General features: G+C 68.1%; 20 protein-coding genes and 1 tRNA gene. 8 read left to right on the forward strand and 13 right to left on the reverse strand.

Going from position 1 to position 17,403, the window contains the following annotated elements:
• The first annotated feature begins 66 nt into the window (after positions 1 to 66).
• The 3 genes from B0E52_RS05295 to B0E52_RS05305 all read left to right on the forward strand — a co-directional run bounded on the left by B0E52_RS05295 (position 67) and on the right by B0E52_RS05305 (position 2,731).
• Complete coding sequence (locus B0E52_RS05295; RefSeq protein WP_077482404.1) at positions 67 to 1,410, forward strand: heterodisulfide reductase-related iron-sulfur binding cluster; 1,344 nt, start codon at positions 67 to 69, stop codon at positions 1,408 to 1,410.
• Between the two features lie 115 nt (positions 1,411 to 1,525).
• Positions 1,526 to 2,107, forward strand: coding sequence for a DUF3501 family protein (locus B0E52_RS05300; RefSeq protein WP_077482352.1), 582 nt, complete (start codon positions 1,526 to 1,528; stop codon positions 2,105 to 2,107).
• Positions 2,108 to 2,731, forward strand: a complete 624-nt coding sequence (locus B0E52_RS05305) for a hypothetical protein (protein WP_077482353.1) — start codon at positions 2,108 to 2,110, stop codon at positions 2,729 to 2,731.
• Positions 2,732 to 2,785: 54 nt separating this feature from the next.
• Here the strand turns inward: B0E52_RS05305 and B0E52_RS05310 are convergent, their stop codons facing one another.
• Positions 2,786 to 3,304, reverse strand: a complete 519-nt coding sequence (locus tag B0E52_RS05310) for an adenine phosphoribosyltransferase (protein ID WP_077482406.1) — start codon at positions 3,302 to 3,304, stop codon at positions 2,786 to 2,788.
• Positions 3,305 to 3,375: 71 nt separating this feature from the next.
• Positions 3,376 to 3,654 (reverse strand): DUF2007 domain-containing protein, encoded by a 279-nt coding sequence (locus tag B0E52_RS05315; RefSeq protein ID WP_077482409.1) that lies wholly within the window; start codon positions 3,652 to 3,654, stop codon positions 3,376 to 3,378.
• Positions 3,655 to 3,819: 165 nt separating this feature from the next.
• On the opposite strand from B0E52_RS05315, the gene B0E52_RS05320 reads away from it, so the two are divergent.
• From B0E52_RS05320 to B0E52_RS05340, 5 genes are all read left to right on the forward strand, one after another.
• Positions 3,820 to 4,845, forward strand: a complete 1,026-nt coding sequence (locus tag B0E52_RS05320) for a diguanylate cyclase (protein ID WP_168174129.1) — start codon at positions 3,820 to 3,822, stop codon at positions 4,843 to 4,845.
• A gap of 82 nt (positions 4,846 to 4,927) precedes the next feature.
• Complete coding sequence (locus tag B0E52_RS05325; RefSeq protein WP_077482355.1) at positions 4,928 to 6,688, forward strand: glutamine--tRNA ligase/YqeY domain fusion protein; 1,761 nt, start codon at positions 4,928 to 4,930, stop codon at positions 6,686 to 6,688.
• 5 nt (positions 6,689 to 6,693) lie between these two features.
• The gene (locus tag B0E52_RS05330) at positions 6,694 to 7,254 is read left to right on the forward strand and encodes a nucleoside deaminase (RefSeq protein ID WP_077482356.1); all 561 of its coding nucleotides are present in this window, start codon (positions 6,694 to 6,696) and stop codon (positions 7,252 to 7,254) included.
• Complete coding sequence (locus B0E52_RS05335; RefSeq protein ID WP_077482357.1) at positions 7,251 to 7,973, forward strand: VTT domain-containing protein; 723 nt, start codon at positions 7,251 to 7,253, stop codon at positions 7,971 to 7,973. The genes B0E52_RS05330 and B0E52_RS05335 overlap by 4 nt, the downstream gene beginning before the upstream one ends.
• 75 nt (positions 7,974 to 8,048) lie before the next feature.
• The gene (locus B0E52_RS05340) at positions 8,049 to 9,044 is read left to right on the forward strand and encodes a YncE family protein (protein WP_077482358.1); all 996 of its coding nucleotides are present in this window, start codon (positions 8,049 to 8,051) and stop codon (positions 9,042 to 9,044) included.
• An 87-nt stretch (positions 9,045 to 9,131) separates the two neighbouring features.
• Here B0E52_RS05340 and B0E52_RS05345 read toward each other — a convergent pair.
• The 11 genes from B0E52_RS05345 to ruvB all read right to left on the reverse strand — a co-directional run bounded on the left by B0E52_RS05345 (position 9,132) and on the right by ruvB (position 17,370).
• Positions 9,132 to 9,207 (reverse strand) — tRNA-Lys (locus tag B0E52_RS05345).
• Between the two features lie 59 nt (positions 9,208 to 9,266).
• Complete coding sequence (queC, locus tag B0E52_RS05350; RefSeq protein WP_077482359.1) at positions 9,267 to 9,962, reverse strand: 7-cyano-7-deazaguanine synthase QueC; 696 nt, start codon at positions 9,960 to 9,962, stop codon at positions 9,267 to 9,269.
• A gap of 176 nt (positions 9,963 to 10,138) precedes the next feature.
• Positions 10,139 to 10,834 carry a 7-carboxy-7-deazaguanine synthase QueE gene (gene queE, locus B0E52_RS05355; protein WP_077482360.1) on the reverse strand — a complete coding sequence of 232 codons (696 nt, stop codon included), beginning with the start codon at positions 10,832 to 10,834 and terminating at the stop codon, positions 10,139 to 10,141.
• A 4-nt stretch (positions 10,835 to 10,838) separates the two neighbouring features.
• Positions 10,839 to 11,675 carry a tol-pal system protein YbgF gene (ybgF, locus tag B0E52_RS05360; RefSeq protein ID WP_077482361.1) on the reverse strand — a complete coding sequence of 279 codons (837 nt, stop codon included), beginning with the start codon at positions 11,673 to 11,675 and terminating at the stop codon, positions 10,839 to 10,841.
• A gap of 42 nt (positions 11,676 to 11,717) precedes the next feature.
• Entirely contained in the window at positions 11,718 to 12,227 is a 510-nt protein-coding gene (gene pal / locus B0E52_RS05365; protein WP_077482362.1) for a peptidoglycan-associated lipoprotein Pal, read from the reverse strand.
• 240 nt (positions 12,228 to 12,467) lie between these two features.
• Positions 12,468 to 13,790, reverse strand: a complete 1,323-nt coding sequence (gene tolB, locus B0E52_RS05370) for a Tol-Pal system beta propeller repeat protein TolB (RefSeq protein ID WP_077482411.1) — start codon at positions 13,788 to 13,790, stop codon at positions 12,468 to 12,470.
• 8 nt (positions 13,791 to 13,798) lie between these two features.
• Positions 13,799 to 14,740, reverse strand: a complete 942-nt coding sequence (gene tolA, locus B0E52_RS05375) for a cell envelope integrity protein TolA (RefSeq protein WP_077482363.1) — start codon at positions 14,738 to 14,740, stop codon at positions 13,799 to 13,801.
• Complete coding sequence (tolR, locus tag B0E52_RS05380; RefSeq protein WP_077482364.1) at positions 14,727 to 15,188, reverse strand: protein TolR; 462 nt, start codon at positions 15,186 to 15,188, stop codon at positions 14,727 to 14,729. Before tolR ends, tolA begins: the two co-directional genes overlap by 14 nt.
• 14 nt (positions 15,189 to 15,202) lie before the next feature.
• Positions 15,203 to 15,886: a protein TolQ gene (tolQ, locus tag B0E52_RS05385; protein WP_077482365.1), complete on the reverse strand. Its 684-nt coding sequence runs from the start codon at positions 15,884 to 15,886 to the stop codon at positions 15,203 to 15,205.
• Between the two features lie 31 nt (positions 15,887 to 15,917).
• Positions 15,918 to 16,328, reverse strand: a complete 411-nt coding sequence (gene ybgC / locus B0E52_RS05390) for a tol-pal system-associated acyl-CoA thioesterase (protein ID WP_077482366.1) — start codon at positions 16,326 to 16,328, stop codon at positions 15,918 to 15,920.
• Positions 16,321 to 17,370, reverse strand: a complete 1,050-nt coding sequence (gene ruvB / locus B0E52_RS05395) for a Holliday junction branch migration DNA helicase RuvB (RefSeq protein WP_077482367.1) — start codon at positions 17,368 to 17,370, stop codon at positions 16,321 to 16,323. The genes ybgC and ruvB overlap by 8 nt, the downstream gene beginning before the upstream one ends.
• Between the last annotated feature and the right edge of the window lie 33 nt (positions 17,371 to 17,403).

Here is a 17,403-nt window from a genome sequence, read left to right on the forward strand (position 1 = left end):
GCAGCCATAGGCTGCCGGCATCGCCATCGCAGGGTCATGGGCGCCGCGGCGCCCGCGGAGACGCCCATGTCGGAACCGGTCGACAGCAGCCGCGAAGGCAACCTCGAAGCGCCCACCCGGCATCCGCTGGGCCAGGACGCCCCCGCGTTCTGGGATCAGGCCGCGCTAGCCGCGGAACTGGAGCGCGTGTTCAACATCTGCCACGGCTGCCGCCGCTGCGTGAGCCTGTGCCACGCCTTTCCCACCTTGTTCGACCTGATCGACGAGTCGAAGACGATGGAGATCGACGGCGTGGCCAAGGCGGACTACCCGAAGGTGGTCGAGCAGTGTTATCTCTGCGACCTCTGCTACCAGACCAAGTGCCCGTACACGCCGCCGCATCCCTGGAACGTGGATTTCCCGCACCTGATGCTGCGCGCCAAGGCGGTCGAGTTCCGCGAGCACGGCGTGCCGCTGTCGGCGAAGATCCTTTCCAACACCCGCGCGGTGGGCAAGCTCGCCTCGATCCCGGTGGTGGTCGAGGTGGTCAACGCCGCGAACCGCAACAAGGGTGCGCGCAAGCTGCTGGAGAAGACGCTGGGCGTGGATGCGCAGGCCCGCGTGCCCGCGTACCACACACCTACCGCGCGCAAGCGACTGAAGCCACTCGACGGTCACGGCGATGCGGTCCCCGCCGGACGCACGCGCGGCAAGCTGGCGATCTTCGCCACTTGCTACTGCGACCATTCCGAGCCCGGCGTGGTGGAAGCGCTCGCCGCGGTGCTGGCGCACAACGCCATCCCCAGCAAGCTGGTCGAGCAGGAAAGCTGCTGCGGCATGCCCAAGCTGGAGCTGGGCGACCTCGACACCGTGCGCAAGTACAAGGAGCGCAATATCCCCGTGCTGGCTCGGATGGCGCGCGAAGGCTGGGATTTCACCGCAGCGATTCCCTCCTGCGTGCTGATGTTCAAGCAGGAGCTGCCGCTGATGTTCCCCGACGACGCCGACGTGGCGCTGGTGCGCGAGCGCTTCTTCGACCCATTCGAATACCTCGCCGAGCGCCACAAGGCCGGCCTGCTGCAAACCGACTTCAAGACCTCGCTTGGAAAAGTCGCCTGGCAGGTGCCCTGCCACCAGCGCGTGCAGAAGATCGGCCCGAAGACGCGCGAGATCCTGCAACTGGTGCCGGGCACCGAAGTCATCACCATCGAGCGCTGCTCCGGCCACGACGGCACCTACGGCGTGAAGCACAAGACCTACGCGCTGTCGCGCAAGCTGGCCAAACCGGTGGAGAATCGCGTGGCGCAGGCCGAGCCCACCCACTTCACCAGCGACTGCCCGATGGCCGGCGGGCATATCGCACACGGGCTCGATGACAAACCGTCGGCCGAACATCCGCTCAGCCTGCTGCGCAAGGCTTACGGCATTTGAGGAGTGCGTTGAGAAGAGCAAGGAGCGAGAGAAAGCCTCGCAACTCGCCGGGCCGCTCCTGCTTTTGCCCTCTCTCACCACCGCACTTCTCTTCCCTCACTTCCGATCAAAGATCATGGACATCCTCGAACGCGGCGACCTGCTCAGCCTGGAGAACTACGCGCTGGAACGCGCGGAGTTCCGCGCCCGCGTGATGGCGCACAAGAAGCAGCGCACCGTGCACCTGGGCGGGCATCTCACGCTGATCTTCGAGGATCGCCTGAGCATCCAGTACCAGGTGCAGGAGATGCTGCGCATCGAGCGCATCTTCGAGCCCGCCGGTATCCAGGACGAGCTGGATGCCTACAACCCGCTGATCCCCGACGGCGACAACCTCAAAGCCACCTTGCTGATCGAGTATGACGACGTGGAGCAGCGCAAGCGCGAGCTGGTGCGCCTGCGCGGTATCGAGCACGTGATCACGCTGACCGTGCAGGGCCACGCACCGGCCATCGCGGTGGCCGACGAGGACATGGAGCGCAGCAACGAGGAAAAGACCGCCGCGGTGCACTTCCTGTGCTTCCCGCTGGACGCGGCGCGCATCGCCGCATGGAGGGCGGGCGCGCCGGTGACGCTGGCCTGCACGCTGCCGGCGATGCCGGTCGAGGCGGTACTGACGCCCGAGCAGCGCGACACGCTGGCCGCGGATTTCGACTGAATGCGCCGCCCCTGGCTGGTCGCGGCCGCCCTGCTGGCGCTGTGGGGCGGCTGGTCATGGTGGCACATGCGGCCGCTGCATCCGCCACCGGGCGTGCTGGCGCCGGACGATCCCGTGCAGACACCGCTGGCCGCTCCGATGGCGACTATCCGCATGGGGGACTTCACGCTCACCCCGCGCGCGCAGTTCGATCTCACCGCACGCGTGCTGTCCACCGAGCGCTACCGTTTCGACGCCGGTGCCGCGCTGGTGCCCGAGGATTTCGCGCTGGGCTGGGGGCGCATGTCCGACAGCGCCGTGCTGCAGCAGATCGACATCACGCAGTCGGCGCGCTTCTACTACTGGAGCGTGCGACAGTTCCCGATCCCGCGCCGCGAGATCGAAACGCACAGCGCGAACATGCACCTGATCCCCGCCGATGCGGGCGTGCGCCGTGCACTGGGGCGCGTGCGCGTGGGCCAGTTGGTGGCGCTGGACGGCTACCTGGTGGACGCCGACCGCGCCGGCGGCTGGCACTGGCGCACCTCGCTGACCCGCGACGATACCGGCGACGGCGCCTGCGAGTTGTTCTACGTGACGTCGGTCGATGTACCCGCCGGGCAGGTATCGTCCGGGGTGCAATAGCCGCCCGGATGCCTGGACGGCCCGTCGCCGGCATGCTCGCCGGCGGCATGGCGATCAGTAGCGCAACAGCGCGTGCAGCGGCTGGCCGCCGTTCCAGCGCCCCCGCCCATGCAGCGCCTCCAGTTCGATGACCACCGACGCGCCCGCAAGCTCGGCGCCGAAGCGCTCGACCAGCGTCTGCGCCGCGGCCAGGGTGCCTCCAGTGGCCAGCACGTCGTCCACCAGCAGCACGCGTTCACCGCGTTGCAGCGCATCGCTGCGTGCCTCCAGCCGGTCGCTGCCGTATTCCAACTGGTAGTCCACCGCCAGCACCGGTGGTGGCAGCTTGCCCGGCTTGCGCAGTGGCACGAAGCCCGCGTGCAGCACCTGCGCCAACGCAGCCCCGAAGATGAAGCCGCGCGCCTCGATGCCGCACACTGTCTGCACTCCGGCATCCCGCCATGGTGCAGCCAACGCGGCGATGCATTCCGCAAAACCGTGCACATCGGCCAGCAGCGGGGTGATGTCGCGGAACAGCACGCCTGGCTTGGGGAAGTCCGGCACGGCGCGTATCAATCCGGCAAAAGCAGGCATCGGGTTCTCCATGGTGATCGGGTGCGGCGTGCCGGCACGGGCATTCGACGCCGAAGCGGACACCGCGCGGCTCAGCAGGGCACGGCCAGCGGATCGCCGGGATCGTCGCCCAGCTCGCGCATGGCCTCGCGCGCCTCGGCCAGCTGCGCCTCGACCTCGCGCACGATACCCTCGGCGACACCCAGGCTGGAATCGGGCACCATCACCGCGAGATAGTCCAGCGCCGGCAGCTGACCCACTCCGCCGGTGAGGTACTCGCCGGCGATGAAAGCGGGAATCTGCGCATGCTCCAGCGCATCCTTCACCAGGTGCGCATCGAACAGGTTTTCGGCGCGGTAGACGGTATGCATGAGCCGCACGCTAGCCCCGCCGCACGCCGACGGCAAGCCCCGCGGCGCCCCAGTAGCGGCGCGGCGGCCATCTGCTCTATCGTCGCGCCAGCGGCGCCGGTAGCGACGCAAGGCGACACGGGGGATGGCCAGCCTATGGGCAAGCGCGACGAAGGCTTGAGGTTCGTGAGCCTGGCGCATCGTCTGCGCACGTTGGGGCTGGGGCTGGGCATGCTGCCGGTGGCGGCCGTGCTGTACCAGCAGCAGGCGCCGGCTTGGCTGTGGTCGCTGCTGCTCGCCAACGGCTTGCTGTGGCCGCACCTGGCGTGGCTGCACGCCGTGCGCGCCACGCGGCCGGTGCAGCACGAACAGTTCAACCTGATGGCCGACTCGGCCATGCTGGGGACGTGGATCGCGGTGATGCGGTTCAACCTGCTGCCCTGCGTGATGCTGGCCTCGATGATGGCAATGGATCGCATCAGCGCCGGCGGCGGGCGGGTGCTGCTGCGCGCGCTGCTGCTGCAGGTCGCGGCCTGCGCGCTGGTCGCGTGGCTGGGCGGCTTCGCCTGGCAGCCGACCAGCGACATGTTCGACATCGTCGCCTGCATCCCGATGATGGCGATCTATCCGGTCTGGCTGAGTACGGTGAACTTCAAGTTCGGCCGCCGCATCCGCCAGCAGAACCGCCTGCTGGAACAGCTCAACCGTACCGACACGCTCACCGGCCTCGCCAACCGCGCGCACTGGCTGGAAACGGCCGCGCACGAGATGCACCGCTACCTGCGCAACCAGCGGCCGGCCACGCTGATCCTGCTCGACATCGACGGTTTCAAGCAGGTCAACGACCGCCACGGCCACGCCACCGGCGATGCCCTGCTGCAGGAGATCGCCGCAGTGCTGCGCGAGAGCCTGCGCAGCGTGGATACGCCCGGCCGCCTCGGCGGCGACGAATTCGGCGTGGTGCTGCCGGAGACCAGCCTCGAACGCGCCCGCGAGGTGGCCGAGCGGATCCGCCAGCGGGTCGAGCGGATCGGTCGTGGCGACGGCTCGTCCGTGCACCCGTGCACGCTCAGCCTGGGCGTGGCGGAGGTCGGGCCGCGGCACGCCAACGTGGAAGCCTGGATCAAGCAGGCTGATGTCACGCTGTACCTGGCCAAGGCGCAGGGCCGCAACCAGGTCTGCGCGAACCCGGCCGAAGTCGCGGCGCACTGAGTCGTCCAGCCCCCGTAACTTCGGTCGCCAGCGGGGACAAGGTAAACTTCGCGGATTCTTTCGCCAGCCCGCGAGTCGCTTCATGTCGATCCCGTCCAGCCCCGCCGAGTCCGCCACCGCCGCCGCGCCGGCCGACGGCCCGCGCGACTTCATCCGCCAGATCGTCCGCGAGGACTTGGCCGCGGGCAGGCACGTGGCAATCCACACCCGCTTCCCGCCCGAGCCGAACGGCTACCTGCACATCGGCCACGCCAAGGCGATCTGCCTGAGCTTCGGCATCGCCCGCGAGTTCAACGGCTGGTGCAACCTGCGCCTGGACGACACCAACCCCGGCAAGGAAGACCCCGAGTTCGTGCAGGGCATCAAGGACGACGTGCGCTGGCTGGGCTACGACTGGCACAGCCTGCGCCACGCCTCGGACTATTTCGACGTGTTGTACCGCGCCGCGCTGAAGCTCGTCGAAGACGGCCTGGCCTACGTCGACGACCTCAGCGCCGAGGAGATGCGCGAATACCGCGGCACGCTCACCGAGCCGGGACGCAACTCGCCGCACCGCGAGCGTTCCATCGCGGAGAACCTCGACCTGTTCCGCCGCATGCGCGCCGGCGAGTTCGCCGATGGCAGCCACACCCTGCGCGCGAAGATCGATATGGCCGCGGGCAACATCAACCTGCGCGACCCCGCGCTGTACCGCATCCGCAAGGTCACCCACCAGAACACCGGCGACGCCTGGCCGATCTACCCGATGTACGACTTCGCCCACGCACTGTCGGACGCGATGGAAGGCATCACCCATTCGCTGTGCACGCTGGAATTCGAGGACCACCGCCCGCTGTACGACTGGTGCGTGGACAAGGTCGACCTGCCGAACCACCCCGAGCTGTGGCAGTCGGTGGTCGCCGCCGGGCTGGAGGCGAAGCCCGCCAAGCCGCGCCAGATCGAGTTCTCGCGCCTCAACCTCAGCTACTGCATCACCAGCAAGCGCAAGCTCGCGCAACTGGTGAACGAAGGCTTCGTGGACGGCTGGGACGATCCCCGCATGAACACGCTGCGCGGCCTGCGCCGGCGCGGCTTCACCGCCGCCGGCATCCGCCTGCTGATCGAGCGCGTGGGCGTGTCCAAGCAGAACAGCGTGATCGACTATGCGATCTTCGAGAACTGCGTGCGCGAGGATCTGGACGCCGCCGCGCCGCGCCGCATGGCCGTGCTCGACCCGCTGAAGCTGGTCATCACCAATCTGCCGGAAGGCCACGCGGAAACGCTCACATTCGCGAACCACCCCAAGGACGACAGCTTCGGCATGCGCGAGATTCCGTTCGCGCGCGCGCTGTGGATCGAGCGCGAAGACTTCGCCGAAGTGCCGCCCAAGGGCTGGAAGCGCCTGGTACCCGGCGGCGAAGTGCGCCTGCGCGGCGTGGGCATCGTGAAGTGCGAGGAGGTGCTGAAGGACGGCACCGGCAACGTCACCGAGCTGCGCTGCACGCTCGATCCCGAATCGCGCGCGGGCCTGCCCGGCGCCGACCGCAAGGTGAAAGGCACCATCCATTGGGTCAGCGCCGCGCATGCGGTGGCCGCCGAGGTGCGCGTCTACGATCGCCTGTTCAACGTGGCCGCGCCGGATGCCGAGGACGACGGCCGGCCATGGACCGCACACATCAATCCCGAGGCCAAGCGCGTGGTGCAGGGCTGGGTCGAGCCCGCCGCGGCGCAGGCCGTGCCGGAGCAGCACTACCAGTTCGAGCGGCTGGGCTATTTCGTGGCCGACCGCGTCGACCATCGCGTCGACGCGCCGGTGTTCAACCGCGTGGTGAGCCTGCGCGACACCTGGGCGGCGAAGGCCTGAGCGCGATGTTCCTGCCGCGCCAGATCCACCTCACCCTGCCGCCGTGGGTCGACGAGTTCGTCGACGACACGCGCCACTACGTCACCGACGAGGAGCGCGTGGGCCTGGCCATCGCGCTCTCCCGCCGCAACATCGAGCACGGTCCCGGCGGCCCGTTCGGCGCCGCGGTGTTCAATGCCGAGGGTCGCGTGGTGTCGGTGGGCGTGAACCGCGTGGTGCCGCAGACCTGCTCGGTGGCGCACGCGGAAATGCTGGCCTACATGAGCGCGCAGCAACGCCTCGCCAGCTTTCGCCTCAACGCCGACGGCGGCCGCTACACGCTGGCCACCAGTGCCCAGCCCTGCTGCCAGTGCTACGGCGCCACGGTGTGGGCCGGCGTCGACGAGCTGCTGATCGGCGCGCGCGCCGAGGATGTCGAGGAACTCACCGAGTTCGACGAAGGCCCGCTGCCCGCCGACTGGATCGGCGAGCTCGCGCGCCGCGGCATCGCGGTGCGCCGCGACATCCTGCGCAACGAGGCGCGCGACGTGCTCGCCAGCTACGGCGCCCGCGGCGCAGCGTATTGAAACGCCTGCGCGCCGCCTTGCCGCTGGTCCTGCTGCTGGTCGCCGGGATCGTGCTGTACGCCTCGGGCGCGCTGGACCGGCTGAGCCCGCAGCACCTGGTCGCCCATCAGCACGAGCTGCACGCGCACATCGCCGCACATCCGTGGCTGAGCCGGCTGGCCTACGTCGGCCTGCTCGCGCTGGCGATGTCCACCGGCATCCCCGGCACCATCGTGATCATCCTTGCCGGCGGCTTCGCGTTCGGTGTCGTCGACGGCACGCTGTGTTCCTCGGCGGGCCTGACCCTCGGTTCGCTGATCCTGTACCTTGCCAGCCGCTACGCCTTCGGCGCGGGCACGCGCCCGCCGCCGCCGTTCGCCGCCCGGCTGCACCACGGCTTCGAACGCCATCCGGTGAGCTACACCCTGTTTCTGCGCTTCGTGCCGGTGATGCCGTTCGGCGCGGTCACCGTGGGGTTGGCCTGGCTGCGCTGCCCGCTGTGGCTGTTCCTGGGCGCCAGCTGGCTGGGCGGCACGGTGTCGCTGGTGTTCGAATGCTCGATCGGCGCAGGGCTGGGCGAGGCGCTGGGCCGCGACGGCGCGCTCGACGTCGGACTCTTCCTGCATCCCTCGGTGCTGTTGCCGATGGGCGCACTGGCCCTGCTGGCGCTGTTGCCGCTGGCAGTCGAGCGCCTTACCCGGCGCTGGCGGCAGGCCCAGCCGCCGGACCCGCGAGACTGAGCGCCCACAGCGTTTGCTAATCATCCGGCGCGCATGCTTGGCGGAACTGTGTCGTCCATCCCGCCGGAGCCCGTCATGAAGTCCATCGCCTCGCTGCTGTTCCTCGCCGTCGGCAGTGCCGCCGCCGCATCGGCCTTCGCCGCCACGCCGGATTACGCCGTACTGCAGCGCCACCCGCTGGGCGGCAGCGGCGGTTGGGACTACCTCACCATCGACGCGGCCACGCACCACCTGCTGATCGCCCGCAACGACCGCGTGATGGTGGTGGACACGGAGAATGGCAAGCTCACCGGCGAGATCCCCGGCATGCAGCACATCCACGGCATCGCGCTGGTGCCGAAGCTGCGCCACGGCTACGTCAGCGACGGCGCCGCCAACAGCGTCCACGTGATCGACCTGGATACGCTGAAAGACCTGCGCGACATCCCGATCGCGGGCAAGGGCCCCGACGCCATCGTGTTCGATCCGGCCAGCGGCCACGTGCTGACCATGAACGGCCACAGCGGCGACGCCAGCGTGATCGATCCGGCCAGCGACAAGGCCATCGCCGAGATCGCCCTGCCCGGCCGCCCGGAGTTCGCGGTCAGCGATGGCCAAGGCCACGTGTTCGCGAACCTCGAGGACAAGAACGAGCTGGCGCGCATCGACACGAAGACGGACAAGGTCGACGCCGTGTGGAAGCTCGCGCCCTGCGACTCGCCCAGCGGGCTGGCCATCGACACGCAGTCGCACCGCCTGTTCTCGGTCTGCGACAACCAGTTGATGGTGGTTACCGATGCCAATGACGGCCACCAGGTCACCACCGTGGCGATCGGCAAGGGTCCGGACGCCGCCCGCTTCGATCCCGCCACCCGGCTGGTCTACAGCTCCAACCACGACGGCACGCTGACCGTCGTGCACGAGGACGATGCCGACCATTACCGCGTGCTGGCGAACGTGCCCACCCAGGTCGGCGCGCGCACCATGGCGCTGGACAAGGCCACCCATCGCGTCTGGCTGGTCGCCGCCGCCCCCGCGCCGCGTGGCGCGCCGGTGAAGGACTTCACCGCGCTGGTAGTGGGTACGCGGTGAGGCGCTGCAACGCACGAGCCGGGCAAGCGGCCATCCAAGCCGCCATTCCAAAAAAAAGGAGCGCCCTTGCGAGCGCTCCGGAAATCTTGGTGGGTCGTCCGGGACTCGAACCCGGGACCAATGGATTAAAAGTCCAGTGCTCTACCAGCTGAGCTAACGACCCGTCATCAAGCGGACTGGCGATTTTAGGGATTGCGCCGCAAGCACACAAGCAAAGATGGCTCAGACATAACGCGTGGGATCGGACAGGCCTGCCTCGCGGAAACCTTGCGCACGCAGGCGGCAGGCGTCGCAGTGGCCGCAGGCGCGACCCTCGGCGTCGGCCTGGTAACAGCTCACCGTGGCGGAAAAATCCACGCCCAGCCGCGCGCCCTCGCGCGCGATGTCGGCCTTGCTCATCGCCATCAGCGGCGCGTGGATGCGGATGCCCGCGCCCTCCACGCCGGCCTTGGTGGCGACGTTGGCCAGTCGCTCGAAGGCCTCGACGAAGGCGGGGCGGCAGTCGGGATAGCCCGAGTAGTCCACCGCGTTGACGCCGCACCAGATGTCGCAAGAGCCCAGCACCTCGGCCCAGCCCAGTGCGATCGACAGCATGATGGTGTTGCGCGCCGGCACGTAGGTCACCGGGATGTGGCCGTCGCCGTCGTGGGCGTCGTCATCCAGCGGCACAGCGATGTCGGCGGTGAGCGCCGAACCACCGATGCTGCGCAGATCGACGTGCACGGTCTTGTGCTCGACCGCGCCGAGCATTTTCGACACCCGCCCCGAAGCTTCCAGCTCCGAACTGTGGCGCTGGCCATAGGCCACGCTGAGCGCATGCACCTGGTAGCCCCGTTCGCGCACGATGGCAATGGTGACGGCCGAGTCCATGCCACCGGAAACGAGCACGACGGCCTTGCGGGGAAGTGTTTCAGACATGGGATTCATCCACTGGGCTACGACCGGTCACCGGTCGGAAAACGCTTACGGCGACACAGGCCGCAGCGCGGGATTCGCTTGTCGTCCGTGGCGGCACGGCCAGCGCGAATTTTCCTGGGAAGTGCGGCCATCGATGGCCGCCTTTTGACTCTCGCGCCCAAGGACGAACGCACTCATTACCTTCCCGGTGCGTCATTCCACAGCAGCTTGTGCAGCTGCAGCTGGAAGCGCACGGGCAGCTTGTCGGCGATGATCCATTCGGCCAGTTCGCGCGGCGCGACCTGGCCCCAGACCGGCGAGAACAGCACCATGCAGCGCCGGTCGATCGCGTGTTCGGCCACCACGCCGCGCGCCCACTCGTAGTCGGCGCGGCTGGCGATCACGACCTTCACCTGGTCGTGCGGCAGCAGGTGGTCGAGGTTGGACCACAGGTTGCGCGCGCTTTCGCCGGAGTCCGGCGCCTTCAGGTCCATCACCTTGCGCACGCGCGGGTCGACTGCGGCCACGTCCAGCGCGCCGGAGGTCTCCAGCGAGACTTCGTGGCCGGCGTCGCACAGGCGCTGCAGCAGGGTCAGGCAACGCTTCTGCGCCAGCGGTTCGCCACCGGTGACGCAGACATGCCGCGCACCATGGCGCGCGACCTCGGCGAGGATGTCGTCGATCGTGCGCCACTCGCCGCCATGGAACGAGTACGTGGTGTCACACCACACGCAGCGCAGCGGGCAGCCGGTGAGGCGCACGAACACGGTGGGCCAGCCGATCGCATCGGCCTCGCCCTGGATCGAATGGAAGATCTCGGTGATGCGCAGCCGCTCGGCGGCGACCGCGGGCGCGGCCGTGGCCGCGCTGGTGCTGGCATCACTCACGGCCATGCCCTCAACCGGCCTGGATGCGGCGCAGCCGCTCCTTCGCGAGGCTGGCGGCCTTGGAGCTGGGGTATTTGCTGACCACGGACTCGAGCGTGGCCTTCGCGGCCGGCGCCTGCTTCAGTTCGAGCTGGCAGTAGCCAACCTTGAGCAGGGCGTCGGGCGCCTTCTCGCTCTGCGGGAACTGGTTCAGCAGATGCTGGAACGCCTCCAGCGCCACCTTGTAGTTGGTAGTGACGTAGTACGACTCACCCAGCCAGTAGAACGCATTCGGGGTGAGCGAATGATCCGGGTACTGCTCGATGAACTTGCGGAACTCGCGCGAGGCGCCGACGTAGTCGCCACCGCGAAGCGTTTTGAAGGCGGCGTCGTAGGCGGCCTGCGCCGCGGCGTTGTCCGCTGCCGAAAGCGGCTTGTTGCCGCCCTTGGCAGGCGGTGCCTGGGTGGTCGGAGTTGACGTGGCGTTGGCCGCCGGATTGCCCGCAGCGGCGGCCGTGCCCGTGGCGGCGGCTCCCGCGGCGGCCGGTGCGCTGCTGCCGGAAGCCGGCGCCGCGCCCGTCTTGCTGGCGGCCTCGAGACGTCCCAGACGGGAGTCGAGGTCGATGTATTGGTCTTTGCTCTTGTCCTGGAGCTGCTGCAGCTGGTGCTGCAGTTCCTCGATCTGGCCCTGCATGTCACGCAGCTGCGACTGCACCTGCTGCAGCTGGTTGACCAGCGTGGCGCTGCTCTGGTCCTTGTTCTGCGCCCGCTGCTCCAGCAGGGAGACGCGGTCGGCAAGGCTCAGGCGCGAGTCCTGCGCGAATACCGGCAGCACGAAAAGCATGGCGGACGCTAATGCGCCCGCCATGCCGATCCTGGCTGCAAGTTTGCTGGCCAGAGGCTTCATCGCTTACTCGGCCGTGTAGACGATCTCGACGCGACGGTTCTTGCTCCAGCAATCCTCGTTGTGCTCGCGGCACACCGGCTTCTCCTTGCCGTAGCTGATCACGCTGATCTGGCTGGCGGAACCGCCGTTGGCCTGCAGCGCGCTGGACACGGCGTTCGCACGACGCTCGCCCAGGCCCAGGTTGTATTCCTTGGAGCCGCGCTCGTCGGTGTTGCCTTCCAGACGCATCTGCGCCATCGGGCGGTCCTGCAGGTACTTGGCGTGGCAAGCCATGATCTGCTGGAACTCCGGCTTGATCTCGGACTTGTCGAAGTCGAAGTACACGACGCGCTGGCGCAGGCAGGCATCGGTGTTGAGGTCGGCCGGCGTGTACTTGCCGCTGGTCTCGGCCGGCTGGGTCTGGGCGACGGGCTCGCTGGCCGGAGCCTGCGGCTTGACTTCCTGCTTCTTGGAACAGGCGGCCGCGCCAACGCAAAGCAGGGCGACCAGGGCGACGCGAACGGTCTTATTCATGGTGACGTTCCTTCAAACGTGTTGAGTTCCGGCATACAGTGACGGACTGGTTACGGGACGAAATCGCCGGTGGACCGGCTGTTGTTTATTTTGGTCTTGCAAGATCAACGGCGTGTGATGCGCGCCTTCAATGGCTGACCCTGGCGCGCGAAGGCGTTGCGGCCGGCAAAACACGCCGGGCGCGACCCTCGCGGACCGTCCCCGGCATCGACCGCCGCACGCGAATGCGGCGGTCAAAATTCATTGCTGTCGATACGGACCCCAAGCAGGATCGCTCACGCTGCCATTGGCGAGCGCAAGACGCTGGCGCACCATGCCGTCAGCCGAAGTGGCATACAGCACGCCGCGCGGACCTTCAGTGGCACCGTACAGCAGCATGCTGGCGTTCGGCGCCCAGCTGGGACCGAAATCCAGCGGTCCCGGCGAGAGGAAATGCACCTGCCCACCCAAGCCGAGATCCATCACTGCGATACGATACACGTTCCCGTTGCCCTGCACCATGGCAAGTTCCTTGCCGTCGTAGCTGATGCTGCAATTGGAGTTGTAGGTGCCCTGGAAGCTGATCCGCTGGGCGGTGCCGCCGCTGGCCGGGATCTGGTAGATCTGCGGCCGGCCGGAACGGTCGGAGGTGAAATAGATGGACTGGCCGTCCGGTGCCCATACCGGCTCGGTGTCGATCGCGAGGTTGTGGGTCAGCCGGGTTTCCTGGCGGGAGGCCACGTCGAGCACGAACAGTTCGAGGTTACCCACGTAGGACAACGCCACCGCCAGCTTCCGGCCGTCGGGGGACCACGCCGGCGCACCGTTGATGCCCTTGGCATGCGATTCCACCAGCTGGCGGGCGCCGGTGGTGAGGTCTTGCACGTAGATCTGCGAATTGCCGCTCTCGAAGGAGACGTAGGCGATCTTCTTGCCGTCCGGCGACCACGCCGGCGACATCAGCGACTCGTGCGAGCGCGCCACCACCTGCGGGTTGTAGCCATCCGAATCGGCCACCACCAGCGAATACATGGTGTTGTTGCCCAGGCCGACCTGGGTGATGTAGGCGATGCGGGTCCAGAACGCCCCGCGCACGCCGGTGATCTTCTGGTAGATCGCGTCGGCAATCTGGTGCGCCACGCCACGCAGGTCGCCCGCCGGTGCGGTGTAGGACGCCGCCAGCAGGTTCTGCTGCTTGTTCACGTCCCACAGCTCGTAGTTGATCTTGAGCATGCCGCCGCCGGCGTCGCTGACGCTGCCCACCGTGATGAAGTCCTGCTTGAGCAGGCGCCAGGTGGCGAACTTGATGTCCGCGCCCTTGGCAGGAAACTCCACGATGTCGCTCTTGGCCAGCGAGCGGAACTTGCCGCTGCGGTTGAGATCGTTGCGGATCACGTCGGCCACGTCGGTCGGCAGCGGCGCCACGCCGGGCTGGGCGAACGGCACCACCGCGATCGGGGTGGCGGTCTTCACACCGTTGGCGATCTGGATGTCGAGGCCGCCGGTCTGCGCGGCCGCCTGCCCGGCAAACAGCGCCGTGACGAGCAGCAGGACGAGGGCGTACAGCGGATTCGGTTTGCGCATGAGGCTCATCATTGCGGCGAGAAGGTGAAGGTCAGATCGCGTTGGAACACGCTCTCGAAACCCTTGTACGGCAGGGTCTTGGTGCGCAGGATGGCGTTTTCCACCGAACGCCGCCCCGCCTCGTCGTACGGGCAACTGGAATCGACCGTGGCACTCAGCACGTCGCCGCCCGGCAACTGCACAACGTGTACCTTGCACGGAACATTCGGCATGTTATCCGGCCTTAACCAATTCGGCGTGACCGCATTCTGAATGGCCGCGGCATATTCGTCGGAGAGATTGCTGTTCTGGGCGTTGTTGCCGGTCTGCCGCTGCGCGGCGTTGGGCAGGTCGGCCTGACCGTTCTCCTGGGCGTTCTTGAGATCCGCAAGTTGCTGCTTGGCCTGCCTGGCCTTGCTGTCCGCCTTCTTGGTCTGCGCCGAGGCGGCGTCCATCTTCGCGAACAGCTCGTCGATCTTCTTCAGTTCTTCCTTTTTCTTCTGCGCTGCCTGCGCGTCCAGCTCGGCCTGGCGCTGGCGCTGTTTCTCTTCCTGCAGCTTCTTCTCCTCGGCCTGCTGCAAGCCCTGCTCGACCACGCGCTCCTGGTCCTTGAGGTCGGGATGCTCGGGTGGTGGCGGCAGCGGCGCGACCTTGGGCTGCACCACCGGTGGTGGCACCGGCGGCGGCACGGCCGGCGGGGGCGGCACGGTATCCGGAATCGGCTTGGTCTTCACCGCCTTCGGCGGCGGGCTGCCGGTGGGGCCGATCAGGGTGGCCTCGATCACCGGCCCCTTCAGCTCCAGCGGGCGCGAGCAGGTGATCGGGTTCATCCACGCCGGCAGGTGCAAGGCGTTGAAGAACGCCTCGTAGCTGGCGCACGGCAGCACCGCGAGGAACAGGAACGCCACGATGCCGAGGTGCAGCAGGGCGGACAACACCACTGCCCGCGGGGTCGCCTTACGGTCGTCCATGGGACCCCTGACCCTGGCCCGGGCCTTCGCCTGGCGTGCTCATCAAGCCGACCTTGTCGACGCCCGCCTGCTGCAGGGTTGCCAGCACCTTGTAGACGCCGCCGTAGTTGCCAGCGGTATCGCCGGCCACCAGCACGCTGAGCTGCGGATTGGCATCCCTGAAGGCCTTGACCTTGGCCTGGAGCCCCGCCTCGTCCACCGGCTCGGGCTTGCCGCTGCCCACCACGAGGGCGAGCGTGCCGTCCTTCGCCACCTGCACGATCAGGTTGTCCTTCTTGGCTTGCAGCGCCTTGGCGTCGGCCTGCGGCAGGTTCACGTCGACGTTGGAGTTCAGCATCGGCGTGGTGACCATGAAGATGATCAGCAGCACCAGCATCACGTCGATGTAGGGGACGACGTTGATCTCGGATTTCAGCTTGTAGCGCTTGTGGCGCCGTGAGTTCTGCATGTCGGACGCTCCGCTCAGGCCGCGTCGTCGGACTGGATCTGCCGCTGCAGCACGGAGGAGAACTCCTCCTGGAACACGTCGTAGCGCGAGGCGATGCGCTCCACCTTGGTGGCGTAGCGGTTGTAGGCCCACTGCGCGGGGATCGCCGCGAACAGGCCCATCGCGGTGGCGATCAGCGCCTCGGAGATGTGCGGCGCGACCACCGCGATGGTGACGTCCTTCATGTCGCCCAGGCCCTGGAACGCGCCCATGATGCCCCACACCGTGCCGAACAGGCCCACATAGGGGCTGATCGAGCCGACGTTGGCGAGGAACTCCAGGTTGCGCTCCAGCGCGCCGATCTCGCGGGTACCGGCCACCTGCATCGCGCGCTCGGAACCCTCGATCACGCTGCGCTGGTCGTTGGTCTTGCGCTGGCGCTGGCGGGCGAATTCGCGGAAGCCCGACTCGAAGATGTTCTCCATGCCGTCGCTGGCGCCGCGGTGGCTCACTTCGCGGAACAGCTGGGCCAGGTCGCCGCCGGACCAGAAACGCTCCTCGAAGGTCTCCGCGTTCTCCAGCGCCGCCTTGGTCTGGCCGTACTTGCGGATGATGATGACCCAGGACATGAAGGAGAACACCAGCAGGATCAGCAGCACGCCCTTCACGGGCAGGCTGGAGCCCGCGATCAGCTCGAAAATGTTCAATCCGCCGTTCATTGCCTTGGGGTACTCCGCTTCGGCTGGGTGGTCAGGGGGCAGGTTCCAGGATCAGGTCCGCAGGGATCGCCACGGCGCGCATGCGCCGGGTGTCCACACAGGCCACGCGCACGCTGGCGCGGACCAGGCAGGCACCGTCGGCACGCTCGATCGTCTGGCCGAACAGGATACTGGCTGCGCGCCGTTCCTTGACAGCCACCGTCACCGACAGTTCATCGTCTAGCAGGGCGGCGCGCAGGAAATCCAGCTGCATCTCGCGCACCAGGAAGGCCAGTCCGGTGCTTTCCTTGAACGCCATCTGGCCGATGCCCAGCGCGCGCAGCCACTCGCTGCGGGCCCGCTCCAGGAAACGCAGGTAGCTGGCGTGGTAGACCACGCCGCCGGCGTCGGTGTCCTCCCAGTACACCCGCACCGGCCAGCGGAAGGGTTCGCGCTCAGCCATCGGCGCCGCCTCCCGCGAACAGGTCGGCCGCCTGCGCCTGGCGCGGCGGCGGATTCAGGCCCAGGTGGCGCCAGGCCCGCGCGCTGGCCATGCGGCCGCGCGCGGTGCGCACCAGGAAACCCTGCTGGATCAGGTAGGGCTCGACCACGTCTTCCAGCGTGCCGCGGTCCTCGCTGAGCGCGGCGGCCAGCGACTCCACACCCACCGGACCGCCGTCGAAGCTCTCGATGATGGTGCCGAGCAGGCGGCGGTCCAGCTCGTCGAGGCCGTCCGGGTCGATCTTCAGCATGTCCAGCGCGGCCTGCGCCGCGGCCAGGGTGATCTCGCCGCCGGCACGCACCTCGGCATAGTCGCGCACCCGGCGCAGCAGGCGGTTGGCGATGCGCGGCGTGCCGCGCGAACGGCGGGCGATCTCCTGGGCGCCGTCCAGCGCGCAGACGATGCCGAGGATCTTCGCGGCGCGGCGCACGATCGCGGTGAGCTCGTCCACCGTGTAGAACTCCAGCCGCTGCACGATGCCGAAGCGGTCGCGCAACGGGGCCGTGAGCATCCCGGCGCGCGTGGTGGCGCCGATCAGCGTGAACGGCGGCAGGTCCAACTTGATCGAGCGCGCGGCCGGGCCCTCGCCGATCATGATGTCGATCTGGAAATCCTCCATCGCCGGGTACAACACCTCCTCCACCGTGGGCGACAGCCGGTGGATCTCGTCCACGAACAGCACGTCGTTCGGCTGCAGGTTGGTGAGCAGCGCGGCGAGGTCGCCGGCGCGTTCCAGCACCGGGCCGGAGGTGGAGCGCAGGCTCACGCCCAGCTCGTTCGCTATCACGTGGCTGAGCGTGGTCTTGCCGAGGCCAGGCGGACCGAAGATCAGCACATGGTCCAGTGCGCCGCCCCTTTTGCGGGCCGCCTCGATGTAGATCTCCAGCTGCTCGCGCACCGCCTGCTGGCCGAGGTACTCGGCGAAGCGGCGCGGACGGATCGTTGCCTCCAGCGCCTCGTCGTCGAGCTGGGAGACGGGGGTGATGAGGCGGGGGTCGGTCATGCGCGCATTATGCCGCAAGGCCTTGCCCCGCGA

It is taken from the genome of Rhodanobacter sp. C06 (assembly GCF_002001105.1).
Classification (GTDB): Bacteria; Pseudomonadota; Gammaproteobacteria; order Xanthomonadales; family Rhodanobacteraceae; genus Rhodanobacter_A.